Here is a 13,881-nt window from a genome sequence, read left to right on the forward strand (position 1 = left end):
GAGTAGGGTCTGGTTGTTCAGGTCCTCCACCTCGAACGATCTCCAAAGTCGAAGGGTCCGTCTTGCCCAGGCGGGCCCTTTTTCTTGGCCGCTCGGCAGGCCCTGAGCCGCCTTGACGACGCCCCCCGGCCGGGTGACTGATTTGCGCCCGCCCAGCGTCTCGGCGGGCAGGATGTTTCAGTCTCAGGGGCAATGGATGTCGCAGTTCGATCGTCGCCAGGTCATGATGGGGGCGGCCGCAACCGCTCTGGCCACCGGCCTTCCGGCCCATGCGGCTGAGGCCAGGGCAGAGCTCTACAAGCTGTTTGACGCCTTCTTTGACGAAGACCTGACCGACAGTCCCGAACAGGCCACCAATCTGGGTCTGGACACCGGTGCCCATGCCGGAGCGCGCAGCAAGCTCGGCGATCGCTCGATCTCGGGCTGGATCAAGGACCGGGCCCAGCCCGGCCAGCGGGTGAAGCGGCTGAAGGCCATCGACCGCAAGGCCCTGAGCGGCGATGACGCCGTCAACTATGACACGGCCCTGTTCCAGTACGAAAGCCGCGCCAGGGCCGGAGTCTTCGACTATGGCGCGGTCAGCCGGCCCTATGTCCTGACCCAGTATTACGGGGCCTATTCCTCGACACCGAGCTTTCTGGATACCAAGCACAAGATCGAGTCGGCCGCCGATGCCGAGACCTATCTGGCCCGCATGGCCGCCTTCGCCACCGTGCTGGACCAGGAAAGCGAGCGCTTCGCTGCCGATGCCGCCAAGGGCGTGATCCCGGCCGACTTCATGCTCGACAAGGCCATTGCCCAGCTCGGCAAGTTCCGGGCCCTGCCGGCCGACAAGAACGTGCTGGTCGCCTCCCTGACCCGTCGCGGCAAGCCCTATGGCGACTATGAAGGCAAGGCGAGCGCCCTGCTGGCCGGGACCGTGCATCCGGCCCTCGACCGCCAGATCGAAGTGTTGAAGGCCGCCCGCGCCAAGGCCACCCACGACGCTGGCCTCAATCGCCTGAAGGACGGCGACGCCTATTATGCGGCCCTGCTGAAGATCTACACCACCACCGACATGACCGCTGACCAGGTCCACCGCCTCGGACTGGAGGAGGGGGCCGAGATCAGCGCCAAGATGGACGCGATCCTGAAGAAACGCGGCCTGACCCAGGGCAGCGTCGGGGCGCGGGTGGCCTCGCTGAACACCGACCCGACCCAGACCTATCCCAATACCGACGAGGGCCGGGCCCAGATGCTGGCCTATTGCAACCAGCTGATCGCGGATCTGGCCCCCAAGCTGCCCCAGTGGTTCGGGGTCACGCCCAAGACCCCGGTCGAGGTGCGGCGCATCCCGGCCTATACCGAGGCCGGTGCGGCGGGCGGCTATTATGAGCGGCCGGCCCTGGACGGCTCGCGGCCGGGGGCCTTCTACATCAATCTGCGTGACACGGCCGATCGTCCGCGCTGGTCCCTGCCGACCCTGACCTATCACGAGGCCGCGCCGGGCCATCACTTCCAGCTGGCCCTGGTGGCGGAAAGCACCCTGCCGCGCCTGCGCCAGAACATGGGCTTCTCGGCCAATACCGAAGGCTGGGCGCTCTATGCCGAGCAGGTGGCCATGGAAATGGGCGTCTATGAAAACGATGAGCTGGGCCTGCTGGGCATGTACCAGGCCCGGCTGTTCCGCGCGGCCCGCTGCGTGGTCGACACCGGCATTCACACCAAGGGCTGGAGCCGCGAAAAGGCCATCGCCTACATGATGGAGACCGGTGGCGAGCCGGAGGGCCGGATCACCAGCGAGGTTGAACGCTACTGCGCCAATCCGGGCCAGGCCTGTTCCTACAAGGTGGGCCACACGGTCTGGGCCAAGGCCCGCGAGCGCACCAAGGCGCGTCTGGGGGCGAAGTTCGACATCCGCCGCTTCCACGATGCGGGCCTGCTGGTCGGGCCGGTGCCGCTGACGGTGCTGGACCGGGTGCTCGACGGTTGGGCGGGTTGAAGCCGTATTCCTGATCCCCGCCCAGAGGGAGAGGTGGGGAGGCGAGGGGTTACGGCGCCTGACGTCGTGCCGGCACTCCGGTTGAGGGCGTAACCCCTCACCCTCCCACGCTTTGCGCGGGCCCCTCCCTCTCCCTCCGGGAGAGGGTTGAGACAAATGAGACCGGTACCATTCTTTTCTTGAGTGGTCTGACAAGCTCCCCCATAGTGCGCGCCAAGGCGGCTCCAGGTCGCCAGGACAAGATGCGACCTCCGGGGAAACGAACCAGATGACCCAAGCCGTCACCCGCCGCCTGTTCGGCGCGAGCCTTGCCGCGATTGCCGCCGCAACCGCCCCCGGCCTGACCTTCGCGGCCCCAAAGGCTTCCGGCGACAGGCCGCTCTACAAGGACCCGACCCAGCCGGTTGACGCCCGGGTCAAGGACCTGCTGGGCCGGATGACGGTCGAGGAAAAGGCCGCCCAGCTGATCGGGATCTGGCTGACCAAGGCGGCCATCCAGACGCCGGAGGGCGAGTTCTCGGCCGAGGCGGCCGGCAAGAGCTTCCCCAACGGTCTGGGCCAGATCTCGCGGCCTACCGATCGCCGGGGCCTCAAGCCGGCCAAGGTGGTCGACGCCGCCGCCGGGGCCGAGGACGGCAGCAAGGGCCGCAATGCCCGTGACACTGCCCGCTATACCAATGCCGCCCAGAAGTGGTCGGCGGAGAAGACCCGCCTGGGCATTCCCCTGCTGATGCATGACGAGGCCCTGCACGGCTATGTGGCCCGCGAGGCCACCAGCTATCCCCAGGCCATCGCCCTGGCCTCCAGCTTCGACACCGAGCTGGTTGAGAAGGTCTTCTCGATGGCAGCCAGGGAGATGCGGGCGAGGGGTTCCAACATGGCCCTGGCCCCGGTGGTCGATGTGGCCCGCGATCCGCGCTGGGGCCGCATCGAGGAGACCTATGGCGAGGATCCACACCTCTGTGCCGAGATTGGCCTCGCCGCCATTCGCGGCTTCCAGGGCAAGACCCTGCCGCTGGCCAGGGAAAAGGTGTTCGTCACCCTCAAGCACATGACCGGCCACGGCCAGCCCGAGAACGGCACCAATGTCGGCCCGGCCCAGATCGCCGAACGCACCCTGCGCGAGAACTTCTTCCCGCCTTTCGAGCGGGCGGTGAAGGAGCTGCCGGTCCGCTCGGTCATGCCCTCCTATAACGAGATCGACGGGGTCCCGTCGCATGCCAGCCACTGGCTGCTGACCGACATCCTGCGCACCGAGTGGGGCTATCAGGGCTCGGTCCAGAGCGACTATTTCGCGATCAAGGAACTGGCCAATCGTCACAAGATGACCGACAGCCTGGCCGATACCGCCGTCATGGCGCTCAAGGCCGGCGTCGATGTCGAACTGCCCGACGGCGAAGCCTATGCCCTGCTGCCCCAGCTGGTGAAGGAAGGCCGGGTCTCCATGGCCCAGCTCGACACCGCCGTCGGCCGGGTGCTGAAGATGAAGTTCGAAGGTGGCTTCTTCGAAAACCCCTATGTCGACGAGAAGGCCGCCGAGTCTCTCAACAACACGGCCGAGGCCATCGCCCTGGCCCGGGAAGCGGCCCGCAAGTCCGTGGTGCTGCTCAAGAACGACAAGGGCCTGCTGCCCCTGAACGGCAAGGCGATCAAGCGCATGGCCCTGCTGGGCACCCATGCCCGCGACACGCCGATCGGCGGCTATTCCGACGAGCCCAAGCATGTGGTCTCGCTGCTGGAGGGCCTGACCGCCGAGGCCAAGGCCCAGGGCTTTGCCCTGGACTATGCCGAGGCCGTGCGCATCACCGAACGCCGCGTCTGGGCCGCTGACGAGGTCAAGCTGGTCGATCCGGCCGTCAACGCCAGGCTGATCGCCGAGGCCGTCGAGGTGGCCAGGAAGGCCGATGTGGTGGTCATGGTGCTGGGCGACAACGAGCAGACCAGCCGTGAGGCCTGGGCCGACAATCACCTGGGCGACCGCAATGACCTGGACCTGATCGGACAGCAGAATGATCTGGCCCGGGCGATCTTCGACCTTGGCAAGCCGACCGTGGTCTTCCTGCTCAATGGCCGCCCGATGTCGATCAACCTGCTGGCCGAACGGGCCGATGCCATCGTCGAGGGCTGGTATCTGGGCGAGCAGACCGGTACCGCCGGCGCCGACATCCTGTTTGGCCGGGCCAATCCGGGCGGCAAGCTGCCGGTCAGCATCGCCCGCAATGTCGGCCAGCTGCCGATCTTCTATAACCGCAAGCCGACCTCGCGCCGGGGCTATCTGTTCGACCAGAAGACCAGCCCGCTCTATCCGTTCGGTTTTGGCCTGTCCTACACGACCTTCGACATCTCGGCCCCGCGCCTCGCCAAGGCCAAGATCAGCCAGGGCGAGACGGTCAGGGTCGAGGTCGATGTGACCAACACCGGCAAGCTCGCGGGTGATGAAGTCGTCCAGCTCTATATCCATGACGTCGCGGCCTCGGTGACCCGTCCCTTGCTGGAGCTGAAGCACTTCAAGCGCGTCACCCTGGCGGCCGGGGCGAAAACCACCGTGGCCTTCGAGATGGCCCCTTCGGACCTGTGGTTCTGGAACCTGGAGATGCAGCGCGTCGTCGAACCCGGGGCCTTCGAGATCCTGGTCGGGCCCAATTCCGTGGACCTGAAGTCGGCCACCCTGACGGTGGTCTAGGTCGGCGAGCCGCTCCCCCCTTTGGGAGAGCTGTCGCGGAGCGACTGAGGGGGTCATCTCGGCCAAGGCCGTGCTGCCCCCCCTCCGGCCCTTTGGGCCACCTCCCCCAGAGGGGGAGGATCTATTCGGAGGGAGTAACACCATGCGTCGTCTCACCTCGGGCCTGCTGGCCGCCGCCCTGCTGGCCGGCCCCGCTGCCGCCCAGGATCTCCTGAACGCCCTGTTCGCTGACCATGCCGTGGTCCAGCGCGACCGGCCGTTGCCGGTGTTCGGGACCGCCAGGCCCGGCGAAACCGTCACCGTGGCCTTTGCGGGCAAGACCGCGACGACCACCGCAGGGGGCGACGGTGCCTGGCGTCTCGACCTGCCGGCGACCCCGGCCGGCGGTCCCTATGACCTGACGGCCAGTACGCCCTCCAGAACCCAGACGGTCCGCGATGTGCTGGCCGGGGAGGTCTGGCTGTGCTCGGGCCAGTCCAATATGGAACTGTCGGTCGACCGGGCCAACGACGCCTGGAACCAGGTCAATAACATCGCGGCCAATGACAGCCTGCGCATGGTGACCATCGAGAAGGCCGATGCCCGCGCCCCGAGGGCCGGCTTCGGCAAGCCCCCGGTCTGGAAGCCGACCAGCCGTGAAACGGTCGGGTCCTTTTCGGCCAGCTGCTACTATTTCGCCCGCGAGCTGCAGAAGACCCGCACGGTACCCTTCGGTCTGATCCACGCCTCCTGGGGCGGATCGGGGATCGAGGCCTGGATGAGCCCGGCTGCCCTTCGCAAGGTCGGCGGCTATGACGAGGCCATCGCGACCCTGAACCTGTCCCTGACCGACCCGGTCGCCGCCAACCGACGCTGGGGCGAGACGATCAAGGCCTGGTGGACCGCCAGGCACCCGACCGAGACGGCCACCGCGCCCTGGACCGGTTCGGGTCCCTGGACGCCCGCGCCCAAGGGGCTTGGGGTCTGGGAGCGCTGGGGCGTGCCGGACCTGGCCAGTTTCAACGGCGTGGTCTGGTTCAAGGCGGAGGTCACCCTGACCGCCGCCCAGGCCCGCCAGGCGGCAGTCCTGGGCCTTGGCCAGATCGACGAGATGGACGCCACCTATCTGAACGGCGTGGGCGTCGGCGCCACCTCCGGGGCCTGGCTGGACCGGTCCTATCCTCTGGCCGCCGGGTCGCTGAAGGCCGGCCGGAACACCCTGGTCGTGTCGGCCTATGACACCTATGCCAATGGCGGATTATACGGTGATCCCTCGAAAAGGGCCCTGACGCTGGCGGACGGCACCCGCGTGCCTCTGGAGGACTGGACCTATCGGATCGAGCCCCGGATCGGTGCCGATCCGCCCCGGGCTCCGTGGGATACCCTGGCCGGGGTCTCGACCCTCTATAACGGCATGCTCGCGCCGATGGGGCCCTATGCCCATGCCGGCCTGGCCTGGAACCAGGGCGAGACCAATGTCGGCCGCGACCAGACCTATGCCCCTTTGCTGACCGCCTTCATGGCCGAGCGCCGGGCCGGCCAGGCGGCGGACCTGCCGGTGGTGGTGGCCCAGCTGGCCAGCTACGGGGCCTTTGCTACGACGCCCTCGGCCTCCGGCACGGCCGCCCTGCGCGAGGCCCAGCGCCGCGCCGTGACCGCCGATCCCCATGCCGGCCTTGCGGTGACCACGGACATTGGCGACCCCTTCGACATCCATCCCGGCAACAAGCAGGAGGTCGGCCGCCGCCTGGCCCTGGCCGCTCGGCGCATCGCCGGTGAAGCGGTGACCACGGGCCCGGCCCCGGTCTCGGCCCGGCGGGTCGGGGACACGGTGATCGTCGCCTTCGACCAGATTGGCGGGGCCCTGGTGTCGCGCGGCTCGGACCGGGTGATCGGTTTCGAGCTCTGCGACCCGGCCGGAACCTGCCGCTGGGCTGACGGCCGGATCAACGGATCAAGCGTCATCCTGACCGTTCCGCCGGGATCGACACCGGCCAGGGCCCGCTTCGCCTGGGCGGACAGCCCGACCTTCAACCTCTTTGACAGTGCCGGCTTGCCGGCGGTGCCGTTCGAGCTGGAGGTGCGGTAAGCCTGTCAAGGCTTGCAGGACCCCGCCCTGGCTTCAGCACGCGAGGCCGCCTTGCCCGCCGAGCGGCCGCTATCTGGGGCGGGTCCTGATCCTGAAGCGCTATGAGCCAGGCACCGCAGACCAGGAACCCTGAGTGCGGAAATCAGGGGCTTTCGCCGGAGGGAAGGTCAAACAGGCGGTTGGCGCTTTTCAGTTTTGGAAAGAAGCGGGACAGATCGACCGAGATAGCGAAGGTGTCGTCATGGCCACCGGCGTGAAGCCTGGTCCGGGTCCAGGCCACATTAAGCGGCAGGCCCGAGATATCGAGCGGCGTGCGGACAAGGGCCCCATAGCCCCAGTCTTTGGCATCGTTCCGATCACGATAGGCGGCGACGGCCGACAGGCCCCATTCGTTGGTGCGGGCATAGGTGTCGCGGTCATAATCCCAGCGGCTCCAGCCCACGACTTCAACAAGGTTCATGACGGTGTCAGTGCCGTGAACATCCTTCAGGGCCAGGCCCGTCGAAGGGTGCAGCAGAGTGACGGCATGACCGGGCGGTTCGCGCCAGCCCGGGCTCGGGTCACGACTCTGAGCATAGATGACGCTGTTCAGCGCCAGTTCCCAGGGCAGTTGCGCGCGGCCCTTGCCGCCGCCGAAATGATAGGCGTCCCAGCGTCCGACAAGGCCTTCGAGCCGGGTGATGGCAGTGTCGAAATTGCCGCTCGTCGCTGCCATGAAGCCGCGCTCCAGCCCATCGAACAGCGGCCAGAGCGAGATGACCCGCGCCACCTCGTCCTCGCAGGCCGTACAGGGCGCATTGGCGGCGAGCACCTCGGCCTCGATGTCGCGATAGGGCGTTTCGGCTTGAACCCTTCGGGCCAGGGCTGAATCGGGGGCCGATGCGTCGAGGACCAGCCGCATGAGGCTGACGCCGACCCCGGTCTTGACCCCGAAGCTGCTGTTCTCCGGCTTCCACCAAAAGGCGTTGGCGCGACTGTAGTGGTCCTTGGGGATCAAGCGAATGGCGTCCGTCTTGCCCAGCTTGAACAGCTTGAGTTCGCTGAAGCGCGTTTCAGCTGCCAGGAGCCCCCGGCAGGACGGCGCGTCGGCCTGCGGGGCGCATCCATAGGCCGCCTGTGTTTCGGCAAGTCCGACTTCGAGGGCCGCCAGTATGGCATCGAGACCCGGCGCCGGTTCCGGCAGGGCAAGGGGTGCACACCGACCACCAAGTTCCCCGGCTTCGTCACGCAGGGTCTGCACGGCCTGATTGGGACTTGGCGGCGAGGGCAGGGCCGTCATGGCGGCCGCCAGACAGTCCTCCCGCGCCTTGGTCAAGGTCGCGCCGGTAAAGGTTGGGGTCTGGGCGAGGGCCGGGGTCGCAAGGCTTCCGCAGGCCAGTAGAACCGCCAGCAGCAGACGGGTGGTGAGCGACCTGATCATCCTCAAAACCCCTTCAACTTGCCGAGCAGGGTCGGCAGAAGCTTGGCGACCTCTTCCTTGGTGGTTGGCAGGGCCATATCCCCGAGCGCGCCCTCGAGCCTTTGCCGGACTTCCTGTTGCAGCTGCTGGCGCAGGTGATCGCCAACGGTCTCGCGAACCAGTTTTTCGTTGGCCTCACTCACGGTGCTCTCAAGATCGGGCGACTCGGAGGGCCGGCGGCCCCGCAGCCTGGGCCACAGCTCGGCCACAACTCTCGGCTGGCGCATATAGTGGCTGAAGCCGTGCGGTACGACCGAGGCCAGCTTGTCGAAGTTGTTCCAGTCCTGGACCCAGTCGATGAACTCGTCGGCGAGGTAGTAGCCTGACAGTCCCGTCAGCGGCACATAGCCCGCAGCCTTTACCCATTTCGGATCCGACGGCTGGAACGGCCGAATTCGGCAGAACGGGTCAAGGGTGTGGCTGCAGTTCAGATAGTGCCCCACGTTCAGGGGGCCGTCGGGAACCAGGCGGTCGCTATAGGCGGCGGCCGGTGGCGACAGAGCGCGCGCCACATTGGCGACCATGCCGATCACCTTGGGCGGGATCAGCGCCGCATCCAGCTCAGGATCCTGCTTGGCTTCAGCCATCAGTGCCGGGATGGCGTTGTTGATGACGGCCGTGCCCAGCGAGTGCGCCAGGATACTCCAGTTATCCAGCCTCAGGGCCTGATGATGCTTGCGCAGGGCCTCGAGGATCTGCCTGGCCACGTGGGGGTGGATCGCATCCTGCAGCAGAGGCGAGGTATAGAGGAGCACATCGGCGACATGCGTCCAGAGAAAGGACTTGTCGGTATTGCCCTTGAAGAAGTCGGTGATCTTCCCGGCGACGCCGTCGTCGAGATCGAACGCTTTCCAGGTCCCGGCCTGGTATTCCCAGTCAGTCCGGTAGCGCTCCAGAAAGCTGTCGAATTCGATGGTTTCGACCACGAAGCGATCATCGAAATCGACACCCTTGCCCAGCTTGGGGTCGTTCTTGATGAACGTGTCATAGACCTCGACGAGGCTTTTTCTGGCCTCGGCAAACCAGCCCTTGGTGTCCTGAACCCACTTGCCGTCCTTGAACGCGCCGTAAGAGCCCATGCCGTGCACAAGGAACAGGATGTGCTTGCCCATAGCGTTCCCCCGATGCGCCCCGCTCATTGGCTGAACGGCGTTCGGTGAAAGCTCTCACAAGGTTTGGCTTACTGCAAGTAAAACGATAGTCGACCCGACCTTCGATTGTGTCGGGCTGGCGCGGCAGGCCCTAGATCGACACCCGCTTGGCGAGCGCGTCGCGGCGGGCGCTGGTTTCTTCCCGGGCGCGCTGGACGGCCTCGGTCTCGGTGGCGTGCAGCAGATGCTCGATCACCCGCTCCAGGTGGTCGCGCATCGCTTGCCGCGCCGCGGCGGGGTCGCGGGCCTGAAGGGCCTCGAACACCCGGCGGTGTTCGTTGATCCGCGGCTCCAGTCCCATGCCGCGAGCGCGGGCCAGGATGTTGCGGGCCAGGGGCGAGCGGTTTCGCCAGTCCCAGAGGGTCTCGATGGTGGCAATGATCGCGCCATTGCCGGTGGCCCGGGCAATGATCATGTGGAATTCGCGGTCGGCCTCTTCGCCGGCGATTTCCTCTTCCTCATGCATCCGGACCATGGCCGCTTCCAGCTGGGCCAGTTGGGCCTCGTCGATGCTGGTGGCGGCGAGGGCGGCGGCCTCGCCCTCGAACAGGCGGCGGGCCTCGATCAGCTCGAAGGCTCCGACGTCGACATCGACTTCCGACGAGGGCACGACGGGGCGGACATTGCCGGTGACATAGATCCCCAGGCCGTGGCGGGCCTCGATCATGCCGAGCATTTCCAGGGCAATCAGCGCCTCGCGCAGGGTCGGTCGGCTGACCCCGAACTGTTCGGCCAGTTCGCGCTCGGTCGGCAGGCGGTCGCCCAGCCTGTACTCACCGGCCTCGATGGCCTCGGCCAGGCTGTCGGCGATGCGGCGATAGAGCTTGACGTTGTCAGCCATGGGCGGTGCTTCAGGTCTCGCACGGTAGGGGTGCCGGGTCGCGGCGGTCCGGCTGCGAGTATCGCGCAGATTCTCGACCATGGCTCACCCTTTTACCAAAGGCCGGAGCGCCGGTGGCGCGGTTCACCAGTCATGCATCGACCCGTCTTCGCGCCTGGCGACCGGCAGGTAGGCGCGCCGGTAGGGATAGGTCGCGGCCAGGTCCTCATCGATGTCGACCCCAAGGCCCGGAGCCTCGCCCGGATGCAGCATGCCGTCGGCAAAACTGTAGGCATGCGGGAAGACCGCGTCGGTTTCGGCCGTGTGGCGCATGTATTCCTGGATGCCGAAATTGGGGATCGACAGGTCGAAGTGCAGGGCGGCGGCCATGCTGACCGGCGACAGGTCGGTGGCCCCGTGACAGCCGGTCCGGACATGGTGCAGGTCTGCGAGGCTGGCGATCCTGCGCAGGTGGCTGATCCCGCCCGCATGGACGACGGTGGCGCGGATATAGTCGATCAGCTGCTCCTGGATCAGGGTCTTGCAGTCATGGATCGAGTTGAACACCTCCCCGACGGCCAGGGGGGTGGTGGTATGCTGGCGGACCAGACGGAATCCGTCCTGGTTCTCGGCCGGGGTGGCGTCCTCCATCCAGAACAGCCTGTAGGGTTCGAGATCCTTGCCCAGCCGGGCGGCCTCGATCGGGGTCAGGCGGTGGTGGACGTCGTGCAGGAGGTGGATGTCCCAGCCCAGACGTTCGCGGGCGGCCCTGAACAGGTCCGGGGCGGACCGCAGATATTTCTCGGTCGACCACAGGGTTTCCTTTGGCAGGTCACTGTCGGCCGGCTCGTAGAAGAACCTGTCCTTGGAGACGCCATAGGTCCCCTTCAGGCCGGGCACGCCCGACTGCAGGCGGATGGCCTTGTAGCCCTGCTCGACATAGTCGGCGGCATTGGCCAGGGTCTCGTCGATGGTCTCGCCATTGGCATGGCCATAGACCATGACGCCCGTGCGGCAGGCCCCGCCCAGCAGTTGATAGACCGGCAGGCCGGCGACCTTGCCCTTGATGTCCCACAGCGCCATGTCGACGGCGGCGAGGGCCGACATCGTCACCGGCCCGCGACGCCAGTAGGCTCCCCGGTAGAGGAACTGCCAGACATCCTCGATCTGGTGCGCGTCGCGACCGATCAGGCAGGGAATGACATGTTCGGTCAGATAGGCCTCGACTGCCAGTTCCCGACCGTTCAGCGTGGCATCGCCGATCCCGTAGGTTCCGTCCTCGGTCACGATCTTCAGGGTCACGAAGTTGCGGCCCGGGCAGGTCACGATGGTCTTGGCGGCGATGATCTTGGACATGGGGCGCTTTCGTCGGGGGCGGTCCGGCAGGACACCCTGGCGCGACGCGGCCAGGCGGCGCGCCGGTGTGATAGGTTTCCTCCCGCCCAAAGGTTTAGCGGCGAGGCATGGGTTGTCAATCAAGTGGTATGACCAATAAGAGAGTGGTGTCCCGACCTCTTTCCTGCGGGGCGTACACGACCTGCGGGCGCCGGCCAGGGCCGGGAGCGCGGGCCAGACTGATCTGGGAGTAAGTGGATGCGGCTTTCTGCGATCCTTGTCGGCCTGGTCCTGCTGGTCGCCTCGACGGCCTGGGCCGAGGACGGCCATGACCTGTGGCTGCGCTACCGGCCGGTCGAGGCCGGGGCGGGTTATGTCCCGACCGCCATCGCCCCTGTCGCCGACACCCCAACCCTCAGGATCGCCCGCGCCGAGCTGGAGCGGGGCCTGCGGGGTCTGGTGGGTGCGGCTCCGGCGGGCGCGGATCGCGTCATCCTGATCGGCACGCCGGCGAGCTCGCCCGCCATTGCCGGCCTGGACCTGCCGCTGAAGGCGGCGGGGGAAGAAGGCTATCTGATCCGGAGCGCCACCTTCGACGGCCGCTCTGCCACGGTGATCGCCGCCAATCGCGACATCGGGGTTCTGTACGGCGTCTTCCGCTATCTGAGCCTGATCCAGACCCGCCAGCCTGTGGATAACCTGGCGATCGTCTCGGCCCCGAAGATCAAGCTGCGGATGCTCAATCACTGGGACAATCTGGATCGTACTGTCGAGCGCGGCTATGCGGGCCAGTCGATCTGGGACTGGTGGAAGCTGCCGGACTACGCCGACCCCCGCTATGCCGACTATGCCCGCGCCAATGCTTCACTGGGGATCAACGGGACGGTCCTGAACAATGTCAACGCCAAGGCCCTGAGCCTGACGGGCCCCTGGATCGCCAAGGCCGGCGCCCTGGCCACCGTGTTCCGGCCCTATGGGATCAGGGTCTATCTGTCGGCCCGCTTTTCCGCCCCGATCGAGATCGGCGGCCTGAAGACGGCCGATCCGCGCGACCCGGCTGTCAGGGCGTTCTGGAAGGCCAAGGCGGACGAGATCTACAAGGTCATTCCCGACTTCGGGGGCTTTCTGGTCAAGGCCAATTCCGAAGGGCAGCCGGGTCCGCAGGACTATGGGGCCACCCATGCCGACGGGGCCAACATGCTGGCCGATGCCGTCGGCCCGCATGGCGGCGTCGTCATCTGGCGCGCCTTCGTCTATTCGCACGAGCAGCCCGACGACCGCGCCAAGCAGGGCTATGCCGAGTTCAAGCCGTTCGACGGCCAGTTCCGCGACAATGTGGTCATCCAGGTCAAGAACGGCGCGATCGACTTCCAGCCGCGCGAGCCGTTCCATCCGCTGTTCGGAGCCATGCCGAAGTCGAACCTCGGCATGGAGTTCCAGATCACCAAGGAATATCTCGGCTTCGCCACCCATCTGGCCTATCTGGGCCCCCTCTACGAGGAGACCCTGCGCGCCGACACCCAGGCCCGGGGCAAGGGCTCGACCGTGGCCCGGGTGATCGACGGAGACCTGGACGGCCGCAAGCTGACCGCCATGGCCGGCGTCGCCAACATTGGGACAGACAGAAGTTGGAGCGGATCGCATTTCGACCAGGCCAACTGGTACGTCTTCGGCCGCCTCGCCTGGGACCCTGACGCCTCGAGCCGCGACATCGCCGCCGACTGGGCGAAGATGACCTTCAGCCCCGATCCGCGCTTCGTCGGTCCGGTGGTCGATCTGATGATGGGCTCGCGCGAGACGGTGGTCGACTACATGACCCCGCTGGGCCTGCACCACCAGATGGGCCGCAGCCATCACTACGGCCCGGGGCCCTGGGTGGCCGGAGGCGAGCGCGCCGACTGGACCAGTGTCTATTACGCCATGGCCGGGCCGGACGGGATCGGCTTTGACCGCACGGCCCGGGGGAGCAATGCCGTGGCCCAGTACGCTCCCGCTGTCGGCGCCTGCTTCGCCGATCTTCGCTGCGTCGATGAAAAGGACCTGCTGTGGTTCCACCACCTGCCCTGGGACTATCGCCTGAAGTCGGGCCAGACCCTGTGGGAGGGCCTCGTCACCCGCTATTCGCGCGGCGTGGCCGGGGTGGACGCCATGGGCAAGACCTGGGGCGACATGGCCCCCTATGTCGATGCCGAGCGCCACGCCCAGGTCACCGCCTTCCTGAAGATCCAGCGCCGCGAGGCCCAGTGGTGGCGTGACGCCTCGGTGTCCTGGTTCCAGACCTTCTCGCAGCGCCCCCTACCGGCGGGGGAAGCGCTGCCGCCCCAGTCCCTGGACTATTATCAGGGGCTCAGCTTTCCCTATGCGCCAGGGATCTGACCGGGTCG

Annotated in this window: 8 protein-coding genes; 4 read left to right on the forward strand and 4 right to left on the reverse strand. The window is 66.9% G+C overall.

Annotation, left to right across the window (positions count from 1 at the left end; all coding sequences use genetic code 11):
- Positions 1-196: 196 nt before the first annotated feature.
- From AQ619_RS03760 to AQ619_RS03770, 3 genes are all read left to right on the forward strand, one after another.
- Positions 197-1,981: a DUF885 domain-containing protein gene (locus tag AQ619_RS03760; protein WP_062144455.1), complete on the forward strand. Its 1,785-nt coding sequence runs from the start codon at positions 197-199 to the stop codon at positions 1,979-1,981.
- 268 nt (positions 1,982-2,249) lie between these two features.
- Complete coding sequence (locus tag AQ619_RS03765) at positions 2,250-4,664, forward strand: glycoside hydrolase family 3 N-terminal domain-containing protein (protein ID WP_062144458.1); 2,415 nt, start codon at positions 2,250-2,252, stop codon at positions 4,662-4,664.
- 142 nt (positions 4,665-4,806) lie between these two features.
- Positions 4,807-6,732, forward strand: coding sequence for a sialate O-acetylesterase (locus AQ619_RS03770; RefSeq protein ID WP_062144461.1), 1,926 nt, complete (start codon positions 4,807-4,809; stop codon positions 6,730-6,732).
- Positions 6,733-6,874: 142 nt separating this feature from the next.
- Here the strand turns inward: AQ619_RS03770 and AQ619_RS03775 are convergent, their stop codons facing one another.
- The 4 genes from AQ619_RS03775 to manD all read right to left on the reverse strand — a co-directional run bounded on the left by AQ619_RS03775 (position 6,875) and on the right by manD (position 11,518).
- A complete protein-coding gene (locus AQ619_RS03775) occupies positions 6,875-8,152 on the reverse strand; it encodes a hypothetical protein (RefSeq protein ID WP_062144464.1) in 1,278 nt (425 codons plus the stop codon).
- 2 nt (positions 8,153-8,154) lie between these two features.
- Positions 8,155-9,303: a hypothetical protein gene (locus AQ619_RS03780; protein WP_062144467.1), complete on the reverse strand. Its 1,149-nt coding sequence runs from the start codon at positions 9,301-9,303 to the stop codon at positions 8,155-8,157.
- 130 nt (positions 9,304-9,433) lie between these two features.
- Positions 9,434-10,183: a FadR/GntR family transcriptional regulator gene (locus AQ619_RS03785; RefSeq protein WP_062144470.1), complete on the reverse strand. Its 750-nt coding sequence runs from the start codon at positions 10,181-10,183 to the stop codon at positions 9,434-9,436.
- Positions 10,184-10,306: 123 nt separating this feature from the next.
- Positions 10,307-11,518 (reverse strand): D-mannonate dehydratase ManD, encoded by a 1,212-nt coding sequence (manD, locus tag AQ619_RS03790; RefSeq protein ID WP_062144474.1) that lies wholly within the window; start codon positions 11,516-11,518, stop codon positions 10,307-10,309.
- A gap of 237 nt (positions 11,519-11,755) precedes the next feature.
- Between manD and AQ619_RS03795 the strand changes: the two genes are divergently transcribed.
- On the forward strand, positions 11,756-13,873 hold the full coding sequence (locus AQ619_RS03795; RefSeq protein WP_062144477.1) for an alpha-glucuronidase family glycosyl hydrolase: 2,118 nt from the start codon (positions 11,756-11,758) through the stop codon (positions 13,871-13,873).
- The last annotated feature ends 8 nt before the right edge of the window (positions 13,874-13,881 follow it).

This window comes from Caulobacter henricii, assembly GCF_001414055.1.
In the GTDB taxonomy this organism is placed as follows: Bacteria; Pseudomonadota; Alphaproteobacteria; order Caulobacterales; family Caulobacteraceae; genus Caulobacter; species Caulobacter henricii.